This window comes from Helicobacter felis ATCC 49179 (assembly GCF_000200595.1).
Taxonomy (GTDB): Bacteria; Campylobacterota; Campylobacteria; order Campylobacterales; family Helicobacteraceae; genus Helicobacter; species Helicobacter felis.
Genome location: NC_014810.2, coordinates 1367535 through 1393458 on the forward strand (window position 1 = coordinate 1367535; position 25924 = coordinate 1393458).

21 protein-coding genes, 1 other RNA gene and 1 pseudogene are annotated in these 25924 nt (G+C 45.0%); 18 read left to right on the top strand and 5 right to left on the bottom strand.

Annotated features, from left to right (window positions below; genetic code table 11):
* Positions 1-960: a glutarate dioxygenase GlaH gene (glaH, locus tag HFELIS_RS06950; protein ID WP_013469840.1), complete on the bottom strand. Its 960-nt coding sequence runs from the start codon at positions 958-960 to the stop codon at positions 1-3.
* 213 nt (positions 961-1173) lie between these two features.
* Here glaH and HFELIS_RS06955 point away from each other — a divergent pair.
* The 10 genes and pseudogenes from HFELIS_RS06955 to murA form a co-directional block, all read left to right on the top strand.
* A pseudogene (locus HFELIS_RS06955) lies at positions 1174-1911 on the top strand (hypothetical protein); the annotation flags it as partial.
* Between the two features lie 323 nt (positions 1912-2234).
* Positions 2235-5690: a hypothetical protein gene (locus HFELIS_RS09240; protein WP_049776965.1), complete on the top strand. Its 3456-nt coding sequence runs from the start codon at positions 2235-2237 to the stop codon at positions 5688-5690.
* A 132-nt stretch (positions 5691-5822) separates the two neighbouring features.
* Complete coding sequence (locus HFELIS_RS06965; protein WP_041302875.1) at positions 5823-6581, top strand: DNA-methyltransferase; 759 nt, start codon at positions 5823-5825, stop codon at positions 6579-6581.
* Between the two features lie 50 nt (positions 6582-6631).
* A complete protein-coding gene (locus HFELIS_RS06970; protein ID WP_041302877.1) occupies positions 6632-6841 on the top strand; it encodes a hypothetical protein in 210 nt (69 codons plus the stop codon).
* Positions 6842-7567: 726 nt separating this feature from the next.
* Positions 7568-8905 (top strand): glutamate--tRNA ligase, encoded by a 1338-nt coding sequence (gene gltX / locus HFELIS_RS06985; protein ID WP_013469845.1) that lies wholly within the window; start codon positions 7568-7570, stop codon positions 8903-8905.
* A complete protein-coding gene (locus HFELIS_RS06990) occupies positions 8905-9198 on the top strand; it encodes a YggT family protein (RefSeq protein ID WP_013469846.1) in 294 nt (97 codons plus the stop codon). The genes gltX and HFELIS_RS06990 overlap by 1 nt, the downstream gene beginning before the upstream one ends.
* 2 nt (positions 9199-9200) lie before the next feature.
* The gene (locus HFELIS_RS06995) at positions 9201-10838 is read left to right on the top strand and encodes a lytic transglycosylase domain-containing protein (RefSeq protein ID WP_013469847.1); all 1638 of its coding nucleotides are present in this window, start codon (positions 9201-9203) and stop codon (positions 10836-10838) included.
* 2 nt (positions 10839-10840) lie between these two features.
* Positions 10841-11662 (top strand): UTP--glucose-1-phosphate uridylyltransferase GalU, encoded by an 822-nt coding sequence (gene galU, locus HFELIS_RS07000; protein WP_013469848.1) that lies wholly within the window; start codon positions 10841-10843, stop codon positions 11660-11662.
* A complete protein-coding gene (locus HFELIS_RS07005; protein WP_013469849.1) occupies positions 11662-12060 on the top strand; it encodes a hypothetical protein in 399 nt (132 codons plus the stop codon). Before galU ends, HFELIS_RS07005 begins: the two co-directional genes overlap by 1 nt.
* Before the next feature lie 8 nt (positions 12061-12068).
* A complete protein-coding gene (murA, locus tag HFELIS_RS07010; protein ID WP_013469850.1) occupies positions 12069-13346 on the top strand; it encodes a UDP-N-acetylglucosamine 1-carboxyvinyltransferase in 1278 nt (425 codons plus the stop codon).
* Here the strand turns inward: murA and HFELIS_RS07015 are convergent.
* The 3 genes from HFELIS_RS07015 to HFELIS_RS07025 are packed head-to-tail and all read right to left on the bottom strand — an operon-like array spanning position 13335 to position 16314.
* Complete coding sequence (locus HFELIS_RS07015; protein WP_013469851.1) at positions 13335-14591, bottom strand: MFS transporter; 1257 nt, start codon at positions 14589-14591, stop codon at positions 13335-13337. The genes murA and HFELIS_RS07015 overlap by 12 nt on opposite strands.
* Entirely contained in the window at positions 14579-15598 is a 1020-nt protein-coding gene (gene lpxD / locus HFELIS_RS07020) for a UDP-3-O-(3-hydroxymyristoyl)glucosamine N-acyltransferase (protein ID WP_013469852.1), read from the bottom strand. Before lpxD ends, HFELIS_RS07015 begins: the two co-directional genes overlap by 13 nt.
* Positions 15595-16314: a triose-phosphate isomerase gene (locus HFELIS_RS07025; RefSeq protein ID WP_013469853.1), complete on the bottom strand. Its 720-nt coding sequence runs from the start codon at positions 16312-16314 to the stop codon at positions 15595-15597. The genes lpxD and HFELIS_RS07025 overlap by 4 nt, the downstream gene beginning before the upstream one ends.
* 109 nt (positions 16315-16423) lie before the next feature.
* On the opposite strand from HFELIS_RS07025, the gene HFELIS_RS07030 reads away from it, so the two are divergent.
* From HFELIS_RS07030 to HFELIS_RS07060, 8 genes are all read left to right on the top strand, one after another.
* Positions 16424-17200: a fumarate reductase cytochrome b subunit gene (locus tag HFELIS_RS07030; RefSeq protein ID WP_013469854.1), complete on the top strand. Its 777-nt coding sequence runs from the start codon at positions 16424-16426 to the stop codon at positions 17198-17200.
* A complete protein-coding gene (locus HFELIS_RS07035) occupies positions 17197-19182 on the top strand; it encodes a fumarate reductase flavoprotein subunit (RefSeq protein WP_013469855.1) in 1986 nt (661 codons plus the stop codon). The genes HFELIS_RS07030 and HFELIS_RS07035 overlap by 4 nt, the downstream gene beginning before the upstream one ends.
* Entirely contained in the window at positions 19179-19907 is a 729-nt protein-coding gene (locus HFELIS_RS07040; RefSeq protein WP_013469856.1) for a fumarate reductase iron-sulfur subunit, read from the top strand. The genes HFELIS_RS07035 and HFELIS_RS07040 overlap by 4 nt, the downstream gene beginning before the upstream one ends.
* Positions 19908-19924: 17 nt before the next feature.
* Positions 19925-21481 carry a phospholipase D family protein gene (locus HFELIS_RS07045; protein WP_013469857.1) on the top strand — a complete coding sequence of 519 codons (1557 nt, stop codon included), beginning with the start codon at positions 19925-19927 and terminating at the stop codon, positions 21479-21481.
* A 33-nt stretch (positions 21482-21514) separates the two neighbouring features.
* Positions 21515-22075, top strand: a complete 561-nt coding sequence (locus tag HFELIS_RS07050) for a hypothetical protein (protein ID WP_013469858.1) — start codon at positions 21515-21517, stop codon at positions 22073-22075.
* Between the two features lie 17 nt (positions 22076-22092).
* Positions 22093-22411: RNase P RNA component class A (rnpB, locus tag HFELIS_RS08665), an RNA gene on the top strand.
* Between the two features lie 9 nt (positions 22412-22420).
* The gene (gene rsmH / locus HFELIS_RS07055) at positions 22421-23287 is read left to right on the top strand and encodes a 16S rRNA (cytosine(1402)-N(4))-methyltransferase RsmH (RefSeq protein ID WP_013469859.1); all 867 of its coding nucleotides are present in this window, start codon (positions 22421-22423) and stop codon (positions 23285-23287) included.
* A 3-nt stretch (positions 23288-23290) separates the two neighbouring features.
* Complete coding sequence (locus HFELIS_RS07060) at positions 23291-23620, top strand: hypothetical protein (protein WP_013469860.1); 330 nt, start codon at positions 23291-23293, stop codon at positions 23618-23620.
* Positions 23621-23685: 65 nt separating this feature from the next.
* Here HFELIS_RS07060 and HFELIS_RS07065 read toward each other — a convergent pair whose 3' ends face one another.
* Positions 23686-25911 carry a polysaccharide lyase family 8 super-sandwich domain-containing protein gene (locus tag HFELIS_RS07065; RefSeq protein ID WP_231844163.1) on the bottom strand — a complete coding sequence of 742 codons (2226 nt, stop codon included), beginning with the start codon at positions 25909-25911 and terminating at the stop codon, positions 23686-23688.
* Positions 25912-25924 lie beyond the last annotated feature (13 nt).

Genomic DNA, 25924 nt, shown 5'->3' on the forward strand with positions numbered 1-25924 from the left:
CTAAAAGTTTTTGAAGTCTTTATAGCGGCTAAAGGGATTCGTGCTAAAGGAGAAATAACCCCTTTGGCGCATCAACTCGCGGCGCAAACCCTCATGGGGCTGGAATTTATCCCGCCCATGTAGCCAAAAGAGATTATTGATGAGCAAGAACTGCCCCACTGGCACAGGGAAGGACAGCTTAGCCTTCGAGTTTTCTAGCGAATCGCCCAAATCTGCCAAATACACGCCCTCTTCATAGTCTTTAGGCTGGGCAAATTGATCGATGTAGAGCATCACAGGGTTAGCGTGGCTATCGGCCTCAAAAACGGGATGATAGACATCGCTAGTAACTTTTTTGCTAGGAGGGGCTGCCCAGCGCATCACCCTTTTAGCCAAATGGTGGTTATAAAACTTGTCTAATTCCTCCCAATCATCAAGGTGCAAAAGTTGCGAATCGCCCCCTTGCATGTTCTGCTCATCGATCTTATACATCAACACATAGTCTGTAACCTCATTGACAAAAGTCCCATCATTGTGCAATTCTAAGGGTTTATCAGGTTTTCTTAAATAACTATCCGAGTTGTCGGTATTGAGCACCGCCCAGCGGGCGTAAAACTGCCCCGTCATTTGATCAAAGTTTGAACGCCCAATTAAATGCACAAACGCTGTCGCGATCTTGACCATTTCATCGCCCTGTTCAGCCCGATTAACCCCCTCTGGATTCACTAACAACGCCCCCGTATTGCGATCGCCCAAGGCTTTTTCTAAAAAAGGTTTGAGTTTGCGCTCACAAAGATTGTCTAAGACTTGAGCCACTCTAAAACGCAAGAAAGATTTGTATTCCAACGCCTGCACGGGATAAATCGCAATATCTTTTAAAAACTGAGTCATAGTCGCTTCATGGATAGTAACCTGCAAAAGTCTGTTGGAATAAGGGGTTGGTTTCACACTAAAAGCGTCCGTTTGAATATTGTAAGCCATTTGTTCTCCTTGTGCTTAAATTTTAAGGCCACTTAAAACGCTTTAGAATGGAAGCTAAAGCCGCCAACAAATCTACAACAAAAAAGGCGAACTTTACAAATCCACTCGCAATAATCTTAGCATAATCTAGCCACTTTAGAATAATCTAACACTTCTCTTAGAGATACATATTAATAAAATAGTCCTTACTAATGGTGGGCCGACCAGTTTTGGTTAGAAAACCTACGCGCGCAGATGGGTAATGACGAATTTAGCGCGCAATACCAACAAGAACCCCTAGCTAGCAGCGGGGGTTACTTTGAACCCCAATACTATAAGCAAATCTTTACGCACGAATTAGGCCAACTCAACACCTATATCTTTGTGGATAACGCCCTAAGCCTCAAAGAGAGCGCGGACAACCGCGCGCTCATTGTAGTGGGGGTAGAAGACTACCAGCAAAACGCGCGCTATATCGTGCTAGATTGCTATTGTGGGATTTGGAGCGAGGAGGACACCATCAAGCACATTTTACAGGCTAAGGCGCAATACACAGAGGCTAAGACTTATATTGAGAGTGAAGGCGGTGGATTAGTCTTACACCGCCTTTTAATGGTAGAATTGGCCAAATACAACCAAAGAGCCAAAGAGGCCTATAAAGAGCCTTTGAGCGATGCGATCTATTGCTACACGCCTAGCCGAAAAGTTAGCAAGGTTACCAAAATTAAGGCCATGCGCCCTTTTTACAATACGGGTTTTTTGCTCTTTTCTCACGCCTGCCAAAATCTCAAACAGCTTAAAAAAGAACTTTTTAGTTTTAACCCCGATAGACCTTTTAAACAAGATGATTGTATTGACGCGCTGGCTAGTTGCATCAACCACCCTGAGGTCAAACCCCCCTACAAAGCTCCGCCAAACACACAGAACCACAACTACAGAAACAGGTTTGCTAAAAGGACTTGGAGGATTTAGGGCGGCTAGTTTGCGCCTTTAATTCTTATACAGCGAAAAACACCTATAATCTTGTCAAGGACATGGTGATTTCCTTTTGACCGCAATTTGGAGAACTAGGCTTTTGATCTAGGGGTTGGGAGTGTAGCGGGTGATACTCCAGAAAGGAGGACACCATGCAGAGATTGATGATAGTGTTAGTGATCTTGGCTGTGTTGGTCACGCGGCTTAACTAGATCATAGGCGGGGCAACCCGCCCTAAACACTAACGCTATTATTCCTTAACCTCGCTTCAAGTTTCTTTAACCCTTGTTTTACACCCCCCAAAAAGCTAATCTAGCTCTATGGCAACCCTAGATTTTGAGAAATTAGCCCAGCAAGGCGTGCAACCCAAAGAAGTGTTAAACTTTGTCAAAGGCACGGAGCATAATTTTAACCTTGAAGCTTTGAGCAAGTATTACAAGGACAATGGCTTTAATGAGGAGCAAGTAGAGCGCGCCCTCTATTACGATCTCTCCAACATGCAGGGCTTTAGCTTTAAGCGCCCGCAAGAAGCCCTAAAAGAGCAAGCGCGCCCTATTTTTAACGCCCCTATTTCCAACACCCCTACACAAGAAAACACGCCTAGCACGCCTTTAAGCACGCCCCCTAAGAGTTTTGAGCAGAAGCTAGGCGAAATTGAGCTAGAGGCCAAAGAGCTAGAAAAACAAGACCCTAATTTTTTTAAAAGAGGACTAGGGGAGTTCTTAGAAAATTTTAACTATTTGGACAAGGCAGAGAGCGCGCGCAGGGCTGACTACACAGAGCTCATCAACAAGGCCCTAGAGGCAAATGTCCCCTATGCTAAACTGCCTTCCAATGTTAAAACCTTCTTGGCAGAAAAGCGCCAAAGAGAAACCGGAACCCTTGATCTGTTCTTACACCCCATAGACACGCTCAAACCCCCCGGGGAGAGCGAATACAAAGCCCAAGCCATACGCCAAAGCATCTTAAAGCTCAAAGACCCCAAAGAGCTCACAGATGCCCAAAAGAGTCAAATCTACAAAGACCGCAATCTGTGGACGACCCTAAGCAATAGCCTTTTTTTAAAGCCACAGCAGGACCTAGAAGAATACCAAGAGCTTTTAGAAAGCCGTCAAATCGCTGCCAAAGCCTCAAGGGATATCACCCTACTCAATAACATTGACGCGCATAAAAGCTTTTTTAGTCTTTTTAAAGCTAGCGACCCTAAAGAAAAAGAGCGTTATGAGAATGCGGTGAAGAATGTGTTACAAGCTGCAGGCTTTGAGGGCGCAGCTTTTAAAGATGGACACATTTACGGGACTAAAGGAGATAAAACCTACCGCATCAATGACAACTTTTTTGACAACTTCCAAACGCATATATTGGGCAATGCGGGGACTTTAGCCGGCTCTATTGTAGGCGCAGCACAGGGGGCAACCAGAGGGATACCCGGGGCCATTATTGGAGGAGCACTAGGGGCAGGACTAGGCGCAGGATTAGATCACGCGCTGAGTAATTACACCCTTAATCGCGAGCAAAATTTTAGCGATATGGCGCGTCATATGATCGAACAAGGGGCATTAAATGTCGTAGGCGATGCGCTTTTTTTAGGAGGGGCTAAGGCTATTGCTACACTGGGCAAACACGCCGATGGCATCACGCGTGGAGTGAGTGCTGTGGCAGGCTACATTCCGGGCATTGGAATGGCTCAAAGGTTTCTAAATGGCAATGTCAAAGCCGCCCAAAAGGTGCTAGCAGAGGTTTATACCCCAGAGCAAGAACAAGCGTTAAAAGAATTTGCTAAAAACTTCGGTGGAGAGCTATCTATTGATGCCAAAAGCACCCCTTTAGCCCAAAAAGTCAAAAACGCCTTTGGGGAGGATTCCAAGACCTACAAGGCTTACCAAACCATAGAGGATATTTTTAGACTAAGCAAGCAGAGCGAGCAACAAGAGGCCTTTATTAGAGCCATACGCGCGGATGATAGTGGGACTCTATTGGCCTTTATGAGCGAGGCGGCTAACTCTAGCCCGCGCGCGCACAACACGCTCAAAGGCATTTTAAACAAAACCACGCGCAACCTAGAAGCCCAATTAGAGCAACTGCACTTAAACCCCGCAGACATTAAGACTATCTTTGAGGATTTAGACAAGGGCACTAGGCAGAGTTATGCAGAGGCTACAGAGCGCATTATCCCCGAGGTGTTAGAGGGCTTTAAGACCACACTTGAGCCTAGCAAAGTCAAAAACATCTACAAGGAGCTAGAAGAACAGGGACTTATGCTAGAAGCCCGTCCCTTTTTAAAGCACATTGAGAACAATATCTACAATCCAGAGGGGGTAAGCTTCACCCAGCTTAACAACGCGCTTAAAACGCTCAATAGCCACGCCAAACACGCCAGCAATCCGGGGCTAAAGGATTATATCCGCAACACCACGCAAAATATTTTCCGTCATGACATTAAAGAGGGCATTGATGACCTTTTTAGCCAGCTCCCTACAGAAATAGGGAAAAAATACCAAGAACTCTATCACACCACTCTCAAAGACTACGCCACCATGAAAGAAACGCTCAAGATGGTGGATGGGGGAGGATTAAAGCTAAGAGATGCCAAACGCAGCGAGGCAAAGGCCTTAGAGGGCTTGCTCAAATACGCACAAGGACAGGGAGAAGCAGGGCTAGATAACCTCACGCGCCTAAGCAAGGGCTTAAGCCCAGCTAATAGAGAAGTGCTAGAGCTCAACATGCTAGATCGGCTTTTTAAAAGCTCTTTGTTTGAAAATGACGGGCTAAGGGTTTTTGATAGTCAAGCCTTTTTTAAAAGATTAGAGGGGCTTAAAGAGGGGACTTTTTCTAGCCAAGCTTCTAAGGACTTTATCGATATTGCCAGCGGGTTTAACCGCCTTTTTAACCAAGATGCTAAGATTGCCGCCGCCCTAAAAGCCAACACGGGCGAGCAAGTAGGCTCTTCGATTGCCACCAGTGTTTCAGGGGCTGTACAATACCAAGTTACAAAGGCACTCTTTGGGCTTGTAGTGCGCACAATGTTTCATATTCCTTTTGCTAAGAGCATCAATAGCAAGGTCAGCCAAGCGGCCCTAAGATACCACATCAAAGCCGCGCTGAATAAGAGTGTTAGCGTAGGAGATTTTAAACAACACCTACGCGCTCTAGGCCAACGCGTGGAGTTTGACAACGCCACCAAAGCCCTTATTAGAGAGATTGAGGGGGGATTACCACCGGATGATGGAGGGGGAGGAATGCCACTAAAAGAGGAGCCTAGTCCTTCTAGCGCAGAACCTAATAAAGGAGGAGGGAAGTCCAATAGAGATGGTGATGGGGAGATTAAACCCATTGCTGTCATTGAAAAAGCAGAGGACAAAGAGGCATTTATTAAAAGCCTTGATTTGAGCGCGCATGCTACGCCTATACCTGTAAGTTTAGATGTGGAAGGGTTTTTAAAGACATTAGAGGGCGTTAAAAATCATAAAAACTTTATTGAGCATTTGGCAAGCCGTACCGATGGGCAAAGGCGTTTAGAATACTTGTACTTAGTAGAGCCTACATTAAAGAATCCAGATATTGAACTTATCTTTAAAGCACCCGCAAAAAAAGAGTATGTCAAAACATTTAGACAAGAGGGTAAAAAAGACCTAGTCTATTTGTTGGTTACTAAGGATGATGATGCGCTTTTGATCACTGGGATCGTAGATGCTAAAAAAGGATATGTCAGAGGACGGATACAACATGCGGACATTATCCACTCTTTCATTCCGCCGAGCAACCAAAAACGATAAATCGTTGAGTGGCCTGCATTGCTAGGCTACTTTAACCAGTCTTAAAAGTGGCTTAAACCTAAAACAAGGCTTGAAAATGAAGAAAACTTTTCTTTGTGTTTAAGGCGTTAAATCCACAAAAAAGGAGAGCAGTTGCTAACCCCCTATCTTAACCAAATCTTTCATGCTGACGCTTTAGAGTTTATGCAGGGCTTGCCTGAAAACTCTATAGATTGTGTTTTGATTGACCCGCCTTATTGTAGTGGGGGTGTGAAGTCTTTGTCAGATCGGCGCAAAAGCACCAATGACAAATATTTGATAACGCGCAAAGATGGAAAAGTTTACCCCGAATTTATAGGCGATGGCAAAGACCAACGGGCTTACACCATGTGGATGGGCTTTATCTTTGCCCAAATTGAGCGCGTGTTAAAGCCTAATAGTTACTTCTTTAGTTTCATTGATTGGCGCATGCTGCCCGCACTCAGCGATGCCGTGCAATTAGCCGATCTGGCTTGGCGAGGTGCGATTGTGTGGGATAAGGGACGCTCTGCTAGACCCTTTGCTAATGGCTTTAGGCAACAATGTGAGTTTATTGTTTGGGGCACTAAGGGGGTGCTAGAACCCCAAGAGTTTTACGGCTACGGCTACAAGGAGGCCAAAATCCACCCCAATACCAAACAACACGCCACGCAAAAGCCCTTAGAGATTTTAAAACATTGTTTAGAGATTGTGCCTAAGGGCGGGATAGTGTTAGATTGTTTTTGTGGTTCAGGGAGTACAGGAGTGGCGTGTGCGCAAATGGGGCTAGATTTTATCGGTGTAGAAAAGTCCGCCCAATATGCTCAAATCGCTCAAGAGAATTTACAAAGGGCTTTTAAAAATAAAGCTTCTTTGTTTGATGCTGTGGTTTAACCCTTGTTTCAAGCGCGCATTATGGTTTTAATGCCCTAAAAAGGGTGTTCATGCGTGTTCTTGTGGTGGTTTTGGGCGTGTTTTGCTTAGGTTGCACGCCGCGCGTGGTGTATAAGGAGGTTTACATTCCTACCAAGTGCCAGATTGTCAGGCCTGCTAGACCTAGCAAAGATTTAGAGGTGTTGGAGTATTTAAGAGAGCTATTAGCCTACACAGAGGAGTTAGAAAAGGATTTAGAGTTTTGCACAAAAGCTCCCTAGCTAAGCCCAGAAAAGTTAACCACAAGTCCCAACACTTTATTTGGATATGGCCTACACTCTGCAAAAGCGCGAGTATCTTAAAACCCATAAGATAGACTTTGAGCAAGAAGGGCACACTAAAATGTACAAGGTGGATTTATGGGCGCGGTGGAACAAACTTTACCCTACTCGCGTCGTAAAGCCCCTAGCTTTAGCTGTGGGATATAAGGTGCATGTTTTGTTGCTTGCAAGTGAAGCGTGTATATAGCTTCAAGCCCTCTTAAGCGATTTTAAAGAGGAGGCATCCGCTTATAATATATGTGAAAACCTATGTCAAACCTCAAAAAACGATTTTTTTGTCTTATCCCTTTCACTTTTTTATATAAAACTTATTTTATTTTAAAATTCCATGGAAAAAATCATGTCTTGTTTCGGTCATTCTAAATCAAAATATCCCTGGTGTTTCGTGCATGTTTTCAAGAATACGCAAGAGTTGCAAAAGTGGATAGACAAACACCACGCTCAAATCCCCTACAACCGCCGACTAAATCAAACACCATACACTTACACCTCCAAAACAATCCTAGAACATTCTACGGCTCAAACAACTTTAAGCCCCATGGCATTTGAGTGGCAAATTAGTGAACAAGCTTGTGCCGTGTTTTGCTTTGCAAATGCATAATTTGCCCCTTACAGGGGGATTTTAGTATAATGCTGTTATTTTACATATAAAAAGGCTTTTTTAAGATGCTTCGTTTTGCCCCTTCACCCACTGGGGATATGCATATTGGAAATTTACGCGTGGCGTTGCTCAACGCGCTCGTGGCCAAACAATTAGATCAACCCCTCATGCTACGCATTGAAGATACAGATACTGAACGCAATATTCCCAATAAAGATCGCGAAATCTTAGATCTTTTGCGCAAGGTGGGGATTTCTTGGGATCAGCTAGTTTATCAAAGCGCAAATCTGCCCACACACCAAGAATATGCGCAGAAACTCTTAGATCAAGGGTTTGCTTTTTATTGCCATTGCACCCCTGAATTTTTAGAGGAACAAAAACAGCAAGCTCTGCGTGAAAAACGCCCTTTTCGTTACCACGATGCTTGGGCGCGTTTGCAAGAAAAGAGTAACCCTCATCCGGTGGTGCGCTTGAGAGGGAGCTCTGTAAGTCTTTTCTTTGAAGACACCATTAAGGGAAAAATCCATTTTGAACCCCATGAACTTGATAGTTTTGTGATTTTGCGATCCAATAAAACCCCTACCTATAACTTTGCTTGCGCGTGTGATGACTTCACTTACAAGATCAGCTACATTATTCGTGGCGAAGATCATGTAAGCAACACTCCTAAACAAATTCTTATCCAACAAGCCCTAGCTAAGGTGCTTGATCAACCATTCAAACCCATAGCTTACGCCCATTTGCCTATTATTCTTGATCAAGAGAGTGGTAAAAAAATGAGCAAGCGGGACGCAGCTTCTAGTGTGGTGTGGCTTTTAAAAGAGGGATTTTTAGCTAAGAGCATTGCCAATTATCTGATTTCTTTAGGATATGCGCCTCCTAGCGAGGTGTTTAGCCTAGAAGAAAGTTGTGCATGGTTTGATTTGCACAAACTCAGTGCTGCGCCCGCACGCTTTAACCTCTCTTATTTGCGCCACCTCAACCATGCGCACCTCCAAGCTTTAGAGATTCATCAGCTTCAAGAACTTTTGGGCTTAGATTCGCCACAAAAAGCCCAACTCGCTCAAATTTTCTTAGAGGAATCTAGCACCTTAAACGAATTGCGCGTCAAATTAGAAGCCATGCTAGCTCCTAAGGATATTCATAAAGACTACGAAAATGAAAATTTCTACGACCGCTGTTTGCGCCTGCACGCCACATTGCAGAGTCTGCCCCTAGAAGCCCTAGAGGATTTTACGGAGTTTAAAAAATTAGCCATGCAAAAGAGTCAACTCAAGGGCAAGGATTTTTTCAAGTCCCTACGAATCTTATTCACCGGCACAACACAAGGAGTTGAACTCAATAAACTTTATCCCTTTGTGCGCCATTTCGCCCAAGATATTCTCACTTTAAAAGGCCTCTAATGATTATGGGCACGATTCTCTCAGCTTTTGCGACTATTTTACATGGTCTCATCACCACTTATATGTGGGTTATTATCATCGCCTCTTTATTAAGTTTCTTGCGCCCTGACCCTAATAATGTTATTGTGCAAATGCTCTACCGCCTCACAGAACCTCTTTTTGCTAAAGCGCGCGCTTGGTTGCCCTTTTTAGTCTTTAATGGCATCGATCTCTCACCCTTAGCAATCGTTATTGCCCTACAATTCATAGATATGACCTTAGTAAAACTCCTCTTTGTTTACGCACAAGGTTGATAGTGCGTCTTTTATGTTTATTGGGTTTGGTGTGTGCTCTAGGAGCACAAGAGATCAATTTGGCTTTTCTTAAAAGTAAGCCCCCGGGCATCGCGCGGGATTTTTATATCTGGCTTTTTCTCAAAGACCCTAAAACCACCACTCAAGATGCTAAAGCTGTTTACCCGCTCGTGCGGTACAATAACACGGCGATTCAAGAGGCCATGCGCGCTAAAAAAGCGCTCCCTCTAGGCCCAACTGATCTCTGCACACACCTTCCCTTAAAAGAACTCGCCCTTAGGGACGCTTCTTGTATTGCCCTAGGTCTCAAGATAACTAGAATCTTTGAAGCGGCCAAACATCATTCTAAGCGAGCCCTCTTAGAAACCATGCGCGCCAAACTCACCAAAGAACATGCCAAACTTAGCACTTCTATAGGGATTTTACTCAGCCATGACCTCCCCAAAGCACTCTTTAGCACCACGGCCTCAACCTTAGCCTTCATTTACAAAGCCCTCCCCTATGAACAACGCCTCCAACTTCTAGATCACCATATCAATCCAAAACTCTTAGAAAAATCCCTCAATCAAAATAATTCCACTCTCAATCAAATCATCCAACGCATCATTTATGATAGCCGTTTTTTGCACTTCAAGAAGTCTTTGGCACGGGCCAACATTGTCAATAGCGATGATAAAACTTTTTTTGCGCTCGGACTAAACGCCGTGATGCATAAAAAATACGAAAAAGCCCTTGATTATTTTAAACGCGCTGCCTATCAGGCTTCTAGTGTTTTTCTCAGAGACAAAGCCCTTTTTTGGCAATACTTGGTCAGTCAGGATAAAGCTACTCTTGAAACCCTAAGCCAAAGCCCTGATCCCAATCTTTTTAGTCTGTATGCACGGCTTAGTCTTAAGAAAAAACTAGACTATAGACTGGTTACTTCCTTGCCCATTTCTCACAAAACCCCCCCTTTTGACATTACAGATCCCTTCGCTTGGCAAATTTTTAGGGATAAAACCCTCGCGCTCAAAAACAAAGACAAACTGCGCCAAAGATTAGAGAGTCTTAAAACCCCAGCAACTCTCCCACATCTAGCTTATTTTCTCAGCCGTTCACATAGCAATCAATATTATTTTTTAACCCCTTATGAAAATATCATTTCATGGAGCTCTTTACAAGAAAGATCGTTGGCTTATGCTATCGCGCGCCAAGAAAGCTTGTTATTACCCGCACTCATTTCGCGCTCTTATGCTTTGGGGTTAATGCAGATCATGCCTTTCAATGTGGATCATTTTGCCCAACAAATGGGAGTAGGACCTACTAAATTGACAGACATGTTTAACCCAAAAATTGCCCTTCCTTTTGGCAATCACTACCTTAATTTTCTCAAACAGGAATTTAAACACCCTCTTTTTATCGCCTATTGTTACAACGCTGGTCCCGGATTCTTTAGGCGTCTTTTGTATGAACGACATTTTTTTAGGCGCGGACACCTTGAACCTTGGTTGAGCATGGAGCGCATTCCCTATGAAGAAACCCGTCTTTATGGGCAAAAAGTTATGGCGAATTACATTCTTTACCAGTGGATTTTAGGTTCTAAGACTCAGCCTTTTGATATTGATAGTTTTTTTAATGCCACATTGCAAACAAGGAGATAAAAATGATTAAAAAATGCCTCTTCCCTGCGGCAGGTTATGGAACGCGCTTCCTGCCGGCCACAAAAGCGATGCCAAAGGAGATGTTGCCCATTGTCAATAAACCCTTAATTCAATATGGTGTTGAGGAGGCGATAGAGGCAGGGTGTCAAGCCATGGCTATTGTTACAGGAAGGGGCAAGCGCGCCATTGAGGATCATTTTGATATTAGTTATGAGCTAGAACATCAAATTAGCGGCACAAATAAAGAACAATACCTTGAGAGTATCCGCGCCATTATGCAAACCTGCAGTTTTTCCTATACCCGTCAAAATGAAATGAAGGGTTTAGGGCATGCCATCTACACCGCTCAAACTCTCATTGGCAATGAACCTTTCTGTGTAGTTTTGGCTGACGATCTTTGCCTTAATCAAGGCCCGGGCGTGCTTAAACAGATGGTGGAGCTCTATGGCAAGTATCAATGTTGCATTGTGGCTATCGAGGAAGTGCCCATGGAGGAAGTGCACAAATATGGTGTGATCAAGGGGCAAGAAATTGCCAATGGAGTTTATCAAGTCATCGATATGGTGGAAAAACCCAAGCCAGAGCAAGCCCCTAGTAATTTGGCCATCATTGGGCGTTATATCCTCACACCTGATATTTTTAGCGTGCTCAAACACACCAAACCGGGGAAAAATCAAGAGATTCAAATCACAGACGCGCTCTTAGAACAGGCCCAGCATAAACAAGTTTTGGCTTATAAATTTCAAGGTAAACGCTATGATTGTGGCAGTATGGATGGATTCATACAAGCCACCAACGATTTTTATCAACTTATGAGGGATTGATGGGCGATATTTGGTTTTATGCGATCTATTGGAGCGTGGGTTTTTTCTTAGCTTTTCCTATTTTTATCATCGGGCTTATCTACACTTATTTTCAACCTCCTGCTCCTCGCGCTCAAATACCTTCCATTAGGGAACTCAGCGATAGGGTCAAAAATCTACAGACACAGGAGGATTTTGACACCCTCTTTCAGACTTTCACCCAGCATTATTCTATTCTGCCTAAAAATGCCAAAGAGGGAGACTGGCTAAGTCTTATAGAAGAGATTGCTGAAAGTGAATATATAGACATCGATTCGACGATCAAATTCGGGCATGATCTTGAGGGAGACAATCCAAAATTGCAAAAAAATATTGCAAATACGGTAGGCCTAGCCCTCAAACATAAGAAAAAAGATTAAGGGTTATCATGGATTATTTAGAGATTAAGGGTCAGCAGAGTTTAAAGGGACAGATCCCCATCTCAGGAGCTAAAAACGCTGCCTTGCCCATTTTGGCTTGCACGCTTTTAGGGCATGCGGCACACATCTCTAATCTGCCCGCTGTCGCTGATGTGCAGGCTATGGCTACTCTTTTAACACATTTGGGCGTGCAACTTGAGTGGCAAAACCCTCATGAAATTCATTTAGACGCGAGCCAAATCACCCACATGGACGCGCCCTATGAGATTGTGCGTAAAATGCGCGCCTCTATCTTGGTATTAGGGCCTCTTTTGGCGCGCTTAGGGCGTTGCAAAGTGAGTTTGCCCGGAGGTTGTGCCATTGGCGCGCGCCCTGTGGATTTACACCTCAAAGCCCTAGAAAAGATGGGGGCACAAATACACATCGATCAAGGCTATATCGTGGCCAAAGCTAAAAAAGGACTTAAGGGTTGCGATCTTGTTTTTGACAAGATCAGTGTTACAGGCACGGAAAATATCTTGATGGCAGCAAGCTTGGCTCGTGGAGAGAGCAGAATCATCAATGCGGCTAGAGAACCCGAAGTGGTGCAACTCTGCGAGTTTTTGCAAGCAGCGGGGGTGGAGATAGATGGGGTTGGAAGTGCCGAACTCAATATCAGAGGAACGGATGGAGAAACCCTAAATTTCAAACCTCTTAACATCATTCCTGATCGCATTGAATGCGGGACTTATTTATGCGCGGCTGCGATCACAAATTCCCCCTTAACTTGTATCCATGCCAACGCCCATCACTTAGAAATGGTGTTAGCAAAGTTAAGTGAAATTGGCTTTTATGTAACTTTTGAAGAGATGGATTCTCTAGGGCATGCGATCTCTTTAAAACCCGCCTCTAAACGGACCTCTTTTGAGATCAATACAGCGGAATATCCGGGATTTCCCACGGATTTGCAAGCCCAATTTATGGCTTTGGCCACACAATGTGAGGGGGAAAGCCTGATTGAAGAACGCCTTTTTGAAAACCGCTTTATGCATGTCTGTGAATTGCAACGCATGGGGGCGCATATTGCGCTCAAAGGCGCGCTAGCGCGCATTAAAGGAGAGAGCGCGCTCGTGGGGGCAGATGTGATGGCTACTGATTTAAGAGCCTCTTCAGCCTTAGTCTTGGCAGCCCTAGTGGCTAAGGGTAAAACCCGTATCCACCGCATTTACCATCTTGATCGCGGTTATGAAAACTTGGAGGGTAAAATGCATGCCTTAGGGGCTAAAATCAAACGCCTAAAATCCTAAATCTTTATCTTTAGGCAAACACAGGGCGCACACGAGCGCAAGCCCCATGATCACAGCCACATAGATAAAAAACCCATTCTCAATATGTGCGCTTTTGAACTTCAAGGCGACATAGGGCGTGCTACCTCCGAAAATGGCATTAGCGATTGCAAAGCTAAGACCTGTGCCCAGCGCGCGCACATGTTGGGGGAAAAGTTGGGCTTTAACAATCCCAGAGATGGAAGTGTAAAAACTCAAAATCACAAACAGGCATAAAACTAAAATAAAGACAAGCCCCGGATGACTCGTATAAAATGCCATCGCTTGGAATAAGGGATAAATCCCTATGAGTGCTAAGAGAGTGTAAAGAGTGATAGATCGCTTATAGCCGATTTTATCGCTCAAATAGCCAAAAAAGGGTTGGATCAGCATCAAGATCGCTAGGGCAATCAAGAAGAGATTGTTCACCCCTACCTTGGACATCCCCGCATTTTCTAAAAAAGTTTTAGCGTAAGTGGTGATGGTGTAAAAGCCTAGAGAACCTCCAGCTGTGATGCCTGCTACTAGCACGCAGGCACGCCAGTGGGGTCGCAATGCTTTGAGTGTGCCCCGTTGCTCATGCGCTTCTAAATTACTAGAACTCTCCTCCATGAATTTACGCGCTAACAGCGATCCTAGAGCCAACAAACCCCCTAAAACAAAAAGAAAACGCCACGCAAAAGCACTCACCTCCGCTACGCTAAAAATACTCAACAAAACACTAAGGCTTGCCACTGCTAAAAACTGCCCGCCAATGAGAGTTACATACTGGAAAGAGCCATAAAACCCACGCCTGCCCTTTGCAGATAATTCGGCTAAATAAGTCGCTACAATGCCATATTCTCCCCCCACACTCAAACCCTGAATCAAGCGCGCTATCAAGAGCAAAAGGATCGCAAAATCTCCTACTAACTCTTTGCTAGGCAGTGCAGCAATCATAAAAGAGCCTAAGGCCATGACAATGACAGAAGCGATCATCGAAGCTTTACGCCCAATTTTATCAGCTAGCGATCCAAAGAGCCAAGAGCCCAAAGGACGCATAAAAAAGCCCGCCGCAAAAATCCCAAAAACTTGGATTTGCTGGATAATGGGATTGGAGGACTCGCTGAAGTCGTGCGCAAAATAAGTCGCGCTAAAAGCGTAGATATAAAAATCAAACCATTCGACTAAGTTCCCACTAGCCGCTGCGATGATGGAGCGTTTGCGTGTGTCTTTTAGCGTTTCCATACTTTGGACAATCCTTTAGCGATCAAACTAGGCTTTTGCTTTTTAGCATAACGGCGTAGGGTGGCTAAGAAATGATGCCATTCGTGGATTTCCATCGCTGGGATCGCCCCGGCATAATTGGTATGAGGGGGTAAGTCCTTGCCCACTGCGCCCTTGCCCCCAATTTGGGTAAATTCTCCAATATGCATGTGTCCCCCCGTGCCCACTTGCCCGCCTAAAACCACATTGCGCCCCATTGTCGTAGAACCTGAGAGCCCCACTTGCGCGACAATGATGGAATGCGCGCCCAGCACGCAATTATGCCCCACCTGCACCAAATTATCCACTTTAACCCCCTCTTGGATATGTGTAACCCCAAAAACCGCGCGATCAATTGTCGTGTTCGCGCCAATTTCCACATGGTCATCGATGCGCACAATACCCGTATGCTCGATCTTGACATGCGTGCCCTCTGGCGTGTGGGCATAACCAAAGCCATCGCTTCCAATGACACTATTGGCGTGGATGTAGACATGGTTGCCTATTTGGGTATTTTGATAGATAGTAACATTGGGGTAAATCTTACAATGCGCCCCAATTTTCACTCCATCGCCCACCACAACATTTGCCATGAGCACGCTCCCCTGCCCCACTTCTACCCCCTCGCCCAAAACCACCCCGGGCATGAGCACCACACCCTCGCCTAATTTAGGAGGGGTAGGACTAATAGGGCGCACAAACATATCGGTTTTAAAAGTCTCTGAAACCCGCGCAAAGGCTAGATGAGGGTTGGGAGTGGTGAGAGCTAAAGAATGGGCAGGGATTTTACCCGCATGCTCGGCGCGGATGAAAATCGCGCCCGCCTTTGTGTCTTTGAGCTTTTTTAAATAAGACTTTTGATCCACATAACTCAAGTGGTTGGGTGTAGCGTCCTCTAGGGGGGCAATCCCGGCCACTTCAAAATCCTTAAAATTAGAAGGCAAATGGATATCCAGTTGGTAGTGTTTTAACAACGTGCTTAAAGTCATGCAAACTCCTTTGTGGCAGAAATTTCTACCATTCTAGCTAAATTGTGCGCCTCTAGGCTCGCCTTACCAACCAAAACTCCATCTACCGCGTTTAAATCCAAAATTTCCTCGACATTTTCACACTGCACACTGCCCCCATAGACAATCAGGGGATTAGGCTTGAGCTTGGCGCGCAAACTCTCTAGGGTCTGGGCAATGTCCTTAGGGGTAGCGCTCACGCCTGTGCCGATCGCCCAAATGGGCTCATAGGCGATCAAAAGTTTAGGGTATTCTAAATCCACGCCTTGAAGCTGAGCTAAGAGATGTTGTAAAAGCGCGTCTTCTCCTTGTTGGCGTTGCTCCAAGCTCTCCCCAATGCAAAAGACGATTTGAAAACCATGTTTTGCAAAAAAGTTAAACTTCTCTTGACAGAGTGCAGGACTTTCGTTCAAGAGTAAACGCCTCTCACTATGCCCAATCAGGATGCTCTTAATCTGCCTTTTTTGCAAAGTGTGTAGGGTAACCTCCCCGGTGAATGCACCCTCTAGGGCGGGGTAAGCGTTTTGTGCGCCCAAGTGGAAATGTTTATAGGGGGTGTTGATCGCGCCCAATTCTAAGAGGGGGGGGAAAACACTCACATAGGGGGCTGTGGTGGGTTTGAGCAGATTTTCTAAGGTCTCTAAATAGTCTCTTAGGTCTAAAGTATAAGACTTAAGATTGGCTAAAACATATTTCATGGCACGCTCCACAATGATAAACTCAAATAATCTTAGCAAAAGATGGCAAAGATAACCCAAAAAGTATTATAATTTTGCTATCATTTTATGAAAATAAGAAGGGAGTGGCATGCAGCAAGAGGAAATCATAGAGGGCTACTATGGGGTTACCACGGAGCGTAAGAAAAGTGGGGTTTACGCAAAGTTGGATTTTTGGCAAAGCGCGACAGGGCTGATCTTAGCCTTGTTTATGATTGCCCACATGTTTTTTGTGAGCAGTATTTTAATTAGCGATCGCGCCATGTATGCGGTTACAAAGTTTTTTGAGGGCAGTTTGTTTATCAAAGCAGGCGAGCCGGCCATTGTGAGCGCGGTGGCTGCAGGGGTGATTCTCATTTTAGTCGCCCATGCTTTCTTGGCTTTGAGGAAGTTTCCTATCAATTACCGCCAATACAAGATTTTTAAAACCCATAAACATCTGATGAAACATGGGGACACCTCTTTGTGGTTTGTGCAGGTAGGCACAGGCTTTGCGATGTTTTTCTTGGCAAGTGTGCATCTCTTTGTAATGCTCACAGCACCCCATAGCATTGGCCCACACGCCTCCTCTTATCGCTTTGTGAGTCAGCATTTTTGGTTGCTCTATATTTTCTTGCTCTTTGCCGTGGAATTGCATGGCTCTATTGGGCTGTATCGTTTGGCGATCAAATGGGGTTGGTTTAAAAACCTGGGTATTGAGGGCTTGCGCAAGGCCAAATGGAGCATGAGTGTGTTTTTTATTGTCTTGGGCTTGCTCACTTATGCTGCTTATGTCAAAAAAGGACTTAGCCAAAAAGGTCAGGGTGTTATGAGCATGCAACAAGCAGTTCAGCTAGATGAACAATTGCACAAGGAAGGAAAAGAATGAACATTATCTATTGTGATGCGTTGGTAGTGGGTGGTGGATTGGCGGGTTTGCGCGCCAGCATTGCGTGCAAACAGCGGGGGTTGCACACTATTGTGCTTTCTCTAGTGCCTGTAAGGCGTTCCCACTCCGCTGCCGCGCAAGGAGGCATGCAGGCGAGTTTGGGGAATGCCAAAATGAGCGAGGGGGATAATGAGGATTTACACTTCCTAGATACAGTCAAGGGGAGCGACTGGGGTTGCGATCAACAAGTGGCGCGCATGTTTGTTACCACTGCGCCTAAAGCCATTAGAGAGTTGGCTAGCTGGGGTGTGCCTTGGACACGCATTAAAAAGGGCGATCGTCCTGCTGTGATCAATGGCGAACATGTAACCATTACCGAAAGAGAAGATCGTCATGGTTATATTCAAAGCCGCGACTTTGGGGGCACGAAAAAATGGCGCACATGCTTTACTGCGGACGCGACCGGACACACCATGCTCTATGCGGTGGCCAATGAAGCCCTGCGTTACAATGTGGACATTCAAGATCGTAAGGAAATTTTGACCCTCATCCACCATGAGGGCGTGTGTTATGGCGCAGTGGTGCGTGATCTCATCACCGGAGAGCTAAGTGCCTATGTGTCGAAGGGCACACTACTAGCCACTGGGGGTTATGGGCGAGTGTATAAACACACCACTAATGCGGTGATTTGTGATGGCGTGGGGATTGCCTGTGCGCTAGAAACAGGGGTAGCTAAACTAGGCAACATGGAAGCGGTGCAATTCCACCCCACCGCGCTTGTGCCTAGCGGGATTTTGATGACAGAGGGCTGTCGGGGCGATGGAGGCGTGTTGCGTGATAAAGATGGTTACCGCTTCATGCCCGATTATGAGCCTGAGAAAAAAGAGCTAGCCAGTCGGGATGTGGTGAGTCGGCGCATTTTAGAGCATATCAAGAGTGGTAAAGGCGTGCCCTCTCCTTATGGCGAGCATGTGTGGTTGGATATTTCCATTTTGGGGCGTGCCCATGTAGAAAAAAACCTACGCGATGTCCAAGACATCGCTAAAACCTTTGCAGGCATCGATCCGGCTGATGAAGGTTCTAAGGGCTGGGTGCCCATTAAGCCCATGCAACACTATTCTATGGGTGGTTTGCGCACCAATTACAAGGGTGAGAGCTATTTAAAAGGGCTCTTTTGCGCGGGCGAGGCGGCTTGTTGGGACTTACACGGCTTCAACCGCTTGGGAGGCAACTCGGTAAGTGAGGCAGTGGTCGCTGGGATGATTATTGGGGATTACTTCGCCCAACACTGCGCACAAGCCAACATTGAAATTAGCACCCAAATTGCCCAAAACTTCATCAAAAAGACAGAGGATCATTTGCAAGGTCTCTTGCATAATGAGGGCAAGGAAGATGTCTATGTGATTCGAGAGCGCATGCGTGAGATTATGGATGAAAAAGTGGGAGTTTTTAGAGATGGAGCAGGGCTAGAAGAGGCCGTGCATGAACTCGAAGAGCTCTACAAACGCTCTCTACATATCCATGTGAAAAATAAGAAAACACATAATAACCCCGAGCTTGAAGACGCGTATCGCACACAAAAAATGCTCAAACTCGCCCTTTGTATTTCTAAGGGCGCGCTGGATCGCACAGAGAGTCGTGGGGCGCATACGCGTATGGATTTCCCCAAAAGAGATGATGCGCAGTGGTTAAAACGCACACTCGCCTCTTGGAGCAACCCAGAGCAAACTTTGCCCACCTTAGAATATGAGGATTTGGACATCATGGCAATGGAAATTAGTCCTGACTTTAGGGGTTATGGGGCTAAGGGTAATTTTATTCCCCATCCCCTCAAAGAACAGCGCGATGCACAAATCGCCAAAATCACAGAGGAGATTAAGGCGCGTGGTGGAGACCGCTACGACCTACAAGAGGCCTTGATGCCTTTTGATTTGCAACCCAAGTATAAAGCCCGCAATATTAGACTAGGAGATAAGCAATGAGCCGCACCATCACCATTAGAGCCCTGAAGTTTGACCCTCAAAGCGCGGTGTCTAAGCCTCATTTTAAAGAATATCAACTCCAAGAAATCCCCTCTATGACGCTTTTTATCGCGCTGGGGATTATCCGCGAAACTTTGGATCCGGATTTGAGCTTTGACTTTGTCTGCCGTGCAGGGATTTGTGGGAGCTGTGCGATGATGGTCAATGGCCGCCCGCGTTTGGCGTGTAAAACTCTTACTTCTAGCTTTAGCGAGGGTGTGATCACACTCATGCCCATGCCCTCCTTCCCTCTCATTAAAGACTTGAGCGTGAACACGGGCGAGTGGTTTTTTCAGATGACTAAGAGGGTAGAGAGTTGGGCGCACCACCGCAAGGAAGTAGACATCACTCAGCCTGAAGAGCGCATCGATCCCGATGAGGCTCAAGAGGTGTTTGAGTTGGATCGTTGTATTGAATGTGGGTGTTGCATTGCTGCCTGCGGGACTAAATTAATGCGCGAAAACTTCTTGGGTGCTGCTGGGCTCAATCGTGCCATGCGCTTTCTCATCGACTCCCATGACGAACGCACCGATGAGGATTTTTACGAATTGGTGGGTGATGATGATGGGATTTTTGGGTGCATGAGCCTGATTGGTTGCCATGACACCTGTCCTAAAGAAATCCCTCTCAAGGATAGCTTGGCTGATTTGCGTAATCGCATGGTGAAGGTTGGCAAGAGTCGTTAAAGGATCAAGCTCCTCTCTTGCGTTTTTTCTGTCTTTTTGCTTTTTTATGGGTGTTTTTATTGGCCGGGTGTACCATCATCCGCCAACCAAACCCCTACCCATACTCTAAACTAGAAACTTATAACCCCCTACAAACTCCCATAGCCCAAATTTATGTTGCGCAATTAGCGCAACACCCTGATCAGAGTTTAAGCTTCCTTTTACAAGAAGGGGATGAGGCTCTTTTGCAACGCATTGTGTTGATCCGCATGGCGACACACAATATTGATATTCAAACTTACATTTATAAAAACGACATCGCTTCGCGCGCGATGATGTTTGAACTCTATAGAGCTGCCAATCGAGGAGTGCATGTGCGGCTTTTAATTGATGATAATGGCTTAGATTCGGACATGTCAGACATCATCATGCTGGACACACATCCTAATATTGATGTGAAAATCTTTAACCCCTACCGCGTGCGCAACAAAGGTTTGCGTATTTTTGAGATGTTGGCCGATTACGATCGCATTAAAAAACGCATGCATAATAAGCTTTTTATTGTGGATAATATCGCTCTAGTGATTGGGGGGCGCAACATCGCCGATGTGTATTTTGATAATGATTTAGAGGAAAACTTTTTAGACATTGACGCGCTTTTTTTAGGCCCAGTAAGCCTGCAGGCCAAGCAAAGCTTTTTACAATATTGGAATTTTCCCAACTCCATTCCTGCCCATCTGCTTCCCAGCCATTCTAAACTCAAAAAATACGCCAAAACTTACCAAAATCGCCTTTCAAAGATTCTCTACCCTCCAAATCGCCACACACATTACGAGGCTCATATCAAAGAATTTATGCAAGATTTTAGACATCAAAAACAGATTGCTTATCAGGGCAAGGCGACCTTTATTGCCGATAGCCCCTACAAAATCCATGCCCATCACCCCACATCACCCATTAAACAAGCCTTAAAAGAGATTTTAAATCATACGACTAACACGCTTTATATTGCCTCCTCTTATCTAGTTCCCGGACAAACACTTTTAAAGATTTTTAAAGAGAAACTTCAAAGAGGTTTGGAGATCAATATCCTCACCAACTCGCTCGCTTCCACCGATGCGATTGTTGTCTATGGAGCTTGGGAGCGGTATGCTAAAAAACTTGTTAAGGCAGGGGCGAATGTCTATGAGACTAAAAGCGATCTCTCTAAATACGCTTTTTATACCACGCGAGGACTCAAATTCAAAATACGCGGGAGACTTAAAAACTCGCTCCATAGCAAAACTTTGATTTTTGATGGGAGTAAGGTTTGGATTGGAAGTTTCAATTTAGACGCACGCTCTGCAAATATTAATACTGAATCGGTGGTGGTGTTTGAAAATGAGCGCTTTGCGGGTTATCTGCAGAATTTGATGCAAGAGCAGATGCAAGAGAGCTGGCATTTGGTGTTAGAAAAACATCACCTGCATCAAAAACTTTTATGGGAGGGCGTGGAGAATGGGCATGTGATCGTCCATGACAAACCTCCTAACACCTCTGCCTTCCTGCGCTTCATTAAAAACTGGTCCAAGATTTTGCCAGAGAGTGAGTTATAATTATTATTGACTTCATCATATAAGGAAATGCCTATGAATGAGCAAGGGAGGATGCAGATAGAAATTAGAAAGCTTAAATGTGAAATAGAAGAGGCAAATCAAGAACGAGAGGCATTTCAACACGCGTTGACAAAATATCAAGAATATTTAGATGCATTGCAAAATGAACGGAATCAGTTGACATGTGAATTAGAAGATCGCGCAATGTGTTTAGATAAAATACGCCGTGAGCAACAAGTCTTAGAAGCTGAACTTTCTACACTAAAAACGCAAAACGCGCAACTTCAAGAAGAAAATGAAGCTCTCTTGAGTGAAAATATCCAAGAAATCCAGCACAAAAATATGAAATTGACCAGCAAATACGAAGCTTTGACCAAAGAGAATACAGAACTCAGACAAGAAAACGCCCAGCTTGAAAAAAAGGTTATAGAGCTTCAAGGAGAAGTTTCTAGGCTCAAAGAGAGCACTACAGGATTTGCCAAAGCAATATTGACCGTGTTGCAAAAGAGAATGGCAGAGCAAACCCTAAAATCCTTGTTGACTAGAGAAAGTGGAAAAATCGGTCGCGATGAGACTGCTAAGGAATTAAGCTAATTTTGGTTAGAATGCCCTCGCATGGGCGGTGGTTGCTTTGGATCAAACCAAAGAGGAAAGTCCGAGCTACCTAAGACAGGATTCCATTTAACGGATGGCTAGCGTAAGCTAAGGGAAAGTGCCACAGAAACAAACCGCTCGTTAAGAGTAAGGGTGAAAAGGTGGGGTAAGAGCCCACCGCACCCCAAGCAATTGGGCGTGGCTAGGTAAACCCAATCCGTAGCAAGAAGCGCATGGTGAGTCTTAGATGCAGCGCTTCGCAAGAGGTGGGTTGTAAAACCTATCCTAGATAAATAACCACCCACGACAGAACTCGGCTTATGCCCATGCACATTAAAGGATAACATGCACCAGAGCGTTTTATTGCAAGAAGTGATTCAAGCGTTTGCGCCCCTTGCACAAGCGCGCGATCCCCTGTTGATCGACTGCACTCTAGGTTTGGGTGGACACAGCCTAACCCTATTACAAACTTACCCACATTTACGCATTATTGGCATTGATCGCGATTTGGAGGCGAGCTCTATAGCTGAACAACGCCTTGCCCTTCATGCCTCCCGTTTTACTTACCGCTACGGGACTTATGCGGAAGTGATCGCCCAGCTCATTGATGAGGGCATTTGGCAAAATTGCCATGGTGTTTTAGCCGATCTAGGAGTAAGCTCATTGCAACTAGATAACCCCTCTCGAGGCTTTGGGTTTGCCTCCCATACCCTAGACATGCGCATGGACACGCAAGCTAGCCTAGATGCCTTTAAAGTGATCAACCACTATAGCCTTTATGATTTAGAACAGGTTTTAGAAAAGGGAGAGGTGAGGGGGGCTAAGAAGATCGCCCATCTCATTGTAAATAGGCGGCATAAATGCTTATTTCAGAGCGGGATGGAGCTTGCGGAGTTTTTAAGCCAACATCTGCGCCGCACCCATCACCACCCTGCTACTTTAGTTTTTCAAGCTGTCCGTATGGAGGTCAATGCAGAAATACAGAATTTGCGCGCGCTTTTAGAATATTCTAAGCAACTTCAAAATGCGCATTTAGCCATTATTTCGTTCCACTCTCTTGAAGATAGAGAGGTCAAGCACACTTTTAAAGAATATGCAAAATCCTACGGAGTTTGCTTGAGTAAAAAACCTATCACACCTTGCAAGCAAGAAATACAAGACAATCCTAGGTCCCGGAGCGCTAAAATGCGCATCTTCCATTTTCAAGGTTAAGCTATGCCACATCAATCCGTTTCAGAAGGTGAACAACAAGTTGAGGAACGCCGTTTGCGCACTAGCGAACATGAACGCTATGCGCTTTTTGGTCAAACTACAGAGAGCGCTCAGGGAATTCCTTTATCTTGGTTGCTTTTAGTTACCATAGGGCTTGTGTTAACCATTGTGCTCTTTGCCCCTAAAATTTACCTAGCCAATAATATCTATTACACTAGCCGCACTATCCAAAAACTCAAGGGACAAGAGGATTTATTGCAGGAAGAAAAACGCCAACTCCAATTACAATTAGAAAAACAACGCTACAAATATAGTGTAGAAAATATGCCATAAGCCCGCGCAGTCTTTATATTCTTCCTAAAACCTCATCTTTAGCGATAATTCTCTTTTCAAGTTTTCTACTCTATGCGCGCCAAATCTAGCACAAGCGAAGCCCCAAGAGGTGGGAGTTGCATAGTTAATTCTGTGTGTTTGCCCTTGTAAGAGAGTTGCACAGCAGGGTTGGGCTGGGCTAGGTTGTATCGCCCCTCTAAGATAAGTTTTGTGGGTTCTTTGAGTTGTTGGATGGGGTCGGCGATGCTAAGTTGTAAATGCGTATTGTCTGTAATTTCTAAGATCGATAGAGGGTCCTTGATCTTTAAATCCCCTATTTTACTCCATCCGTTCTCCCATTTATTGATGGCAAGCAGGTGTTTAGATCGAACGCGCAAGGCGTGGAGTTTGTGGGTTTGGGCAATGATTTGAATATCTGCTATAGGGTAATTTTGCACTTCCTTAGGGCTAAAATTGGGCAGAACCAAGTAAGCGTATTTGTTTTGTTTGGGCGTGTTGTGTAAAATCATCTCCAAAAACGAGGCTTCTAGTTTGCGCGCGCTCTTGCCCCCAATCTGCAAATAACTTCCATTTTTAGGCACGCTCTCTATAGACACTTGGGCATCTTGCAATAATACATAGCCGATATTAAACCCTTTTGTGAGGTTAGTAAAGTTAACAAAATCCCCTTTTTTAGCCAAACTAGAGTTTTGGTTAAATGGGTGGTTATTGATGGATGGCTCATCTGTGGGGGTGATTTTGCGATTATCTAGGGGTGTGATCGTGGGGTTGGAGCTTTGCACGCTCCCTAGTGCTATCATTTCATCGCCCAAGAACAAATAGGATTTTTGCGCTCTAAAGCCCACCTTTTGTAAATCCAGCCCTACAAAGCCATAGTGCCCATTAGCCGCACCCCCTGCAAAGCTTTGTAGCCCCAAATTGCCCCTTCTTTGAATTATTTCCTCTTGATGGGCTAACTCTGTGGTACCGGGCAATTTAGTAGGGTTGACAAGAGGCCAGTAATCCACAAATGCCTTGGAATCTCCATAAATGTAGGTCATCCCATCGCTAGTATCAAAACCCTTAAGATTTTCCCCATTCATAGTTTCATAATTTAAAATGCGATTTGAGTGCATGGCAAGCACAATACTACCCCCATGCGCCCCTCTTTGCACCACCCGATCCATCGCCCCAAAAACGCGCACAGGCTCTAAGGGCAAGGGGGGCAAATTAGCATGGGCGATCTGCTCTAGGATTTTATTGGTAGCGGTGTGGTTAACTTGAATAGGGTTAGCCTTAAGAGCGTCTTGAATGAGGCGTTGCAGGGGGGTTTTATAGAGGTTGGGGGCATGTTTGGAGAGAATAGCCAAAGCCTCAATGAGGGCTTTAGCACGGCTAAAATCACTCTCATGGTCGCGGCTAATGCTACGCCCACACACAGAGGGGTTTAATCCGCCTTGAATGAGAAAATAGGGGTAGGATTTTAACACACTGGTATACAAGCTAGGGGGGATTAAATTTTCTTCAAAAGGTGTGTTATCCAACACTAGCATAAATTGCGCCAAACCTCTTAAAAACACGATTCCATAAGACCCATTGGAGGGGACATGTTGGTGTTGGATAAACGAACCATCAGCATAAAAGCCATCCCCAGAACTTACAATTTCAAACACGCTCTTGAGCGCATCAAGGGCAGCTAAGATTTGCGTTTGGTCCTGTTCAATCGCGCCTCGAATTAAGATGATAAAGGCGGTATCTACCCGATTAGCCCCCTGACTTAATCTAGGCTTAGGATTACTGCTCGCGCGCGCGCTCTCGCTCAAGCCGGAATATTTAGGATCAGGCTGGTAATAGGTTTGGGCTTGCAAGAGAGTAGATTGTAAGGATATGGGGATAAAATCCGCCCCCATGATCAATATTTCATTGAGGATTTTAGGAATCCCTATTTCCCAAGTCCACCAATTCCCCCTTTCTAGTCCGCCTTTGGAGTAATATTGGGCAAAAACCCTTAAAGCTTGTACAATGTTGCCTTTAAGTTGGGGATTTTTGTAGAGCGGACTGCGTGGCGTGGCGTATAATTTAACCAAGTCTGCAATGCCCTTGAGGGTATCTTGTAGTTGCTTGGGTTGTTTGAGATTGGGCAACTCTTTAAAGACAGAATACGAAGTTAAGGCGAGGGCATCTAGGGCTTTGTAACTTTGCTTAAAACTCTGCGTTGAGTCTAAGAGATACTCTTTAAAATTAGTTTGTATGCGCTCTATAGTGGTGGATTTAGCATGTAGGAAGATAGCAAGAACGATCCATAAGATCAAGTATTGTCTATTC

Excerpts from the sequence above, each read along its gene's own strand:
- gltX (WP_013469845.1), top strand. The coding sequence starts at position 7,568 with ATGCTTCGTTTTGCCCCTTCACCCACTGGGGATATGCATATTGGAAAT.
- lpxD (WP_013469852.1), bottom strand. The coding sequence starts at position 15,598 with ATGACTTTAAGCACGTTGTTAAAACACTACCAACTGGATATCCATTTG.
- HFELIS_RS07015 (WP_013469851.1), bottom strand. The coding sequence starts at position 14,591 with ATGGAAACGCTAAAAGACACACGCAAACGCTCCATCATCGCAGCGGCT.
- HFELIS_RS07005 (WP_013469849.1), top strand. The coding sequence starts at position 11,662 with ATGGGCGATATTTGGTTTTATGCGATCTATTGGAGCGTGGGTTTTTTC.
- HFELIS_RS06990 (WP_013469846.1), top strand. The coding sequence starts at position 8,905 with ATGATTATGGGCACGATTCTCTCAGCTTTTGCGACTATTTTACATGGT.
- murA (WP_013469850.1), top strand. The coding sequence starts at position 12,069 with ATGGATTATTTAGAGATTAAGGGTCAGCAGAGTTTAAAGGGACAGATC.
- rsmH (WP_013469859.1), top strand. The coding sequence starts at position 22,421 with ATGCACCAGAGCGTTTTATTGCAAGAAGTGATTCAAGCGTTTGCGCCC.
- glaH (WP_013469840.1), bottom strand. The coding sequence starts at position 960 with ATGGCTTACAATATTCAAACGGACGCTTTTAGTGTGAAACCAACCCCT.
- HFELIS_RS07050 (WP_013469858.1), top strand. The coding sequence starts at position 21,515 with ATGAATGAGCAAGGGAGGATGCAGATAGAAATTAGAAAGCTTAAATGT.
- HFELIS_RS06970 (WP_041302877.1), top strand. The coding sequence starts at position 6,632 with ATGCGTGTTCTTGTGGTGGTTTTGGGCGTGTTTTGCTTAGGTTGCACG.
- HFELIS_RS07040 (WP_013469856.1), top strand. The coding sequence starts at position 19,179 with ATGAGCCGCACCATCACCATTAGAGCCCTGAAGTTTGACCCTCAAAGC.
- HFELIS_RS07060 (WP_013469860.1), top strand. The coding sequence starts at position 23,291 with ATGCCACATCAATCCGTTTCAGAAGGTGAACAACAAGTTGAGGAACGC.
- HFELIS_RS07035 (WP_013469855.1), top strand. The coding sequence starts at position 17,197 with ATGAACATTATCTATTGTGATGCGTTGGTAGTGGGTGGTGGATTGGCG.
- HFELIS_RS07025 (WP_013469853.1), bottom strand. The coding sequence starts at position 16,314 with ATGAAATATGTTTTAGCCAATCTTAAGTCTTATACTTTAGACCTAAGA.
- HFELIS_RS07030 (WP_013469854.1), top strand. The coding sequence starts at position 16,424 with ATGCAGCAAGAGGAAATCATAGAGGGCTACTATGGGGTTACCACGGAG.
- galU (WP_013469848.1), top strand. The coding sequence starts at position 10,841 with ATGATTAAAAAATGCCTCTTCCCTGCGGCAGGTTATGGAACGCGCTTC.
- HFELIS_RS09240 (WP_049776965.1), top strand. The coding sequence starts at position 2,235 with ATGGCAACCCTAGATTTTGAGAAATTAGCCCAGCAAGGCGTGCAACCC.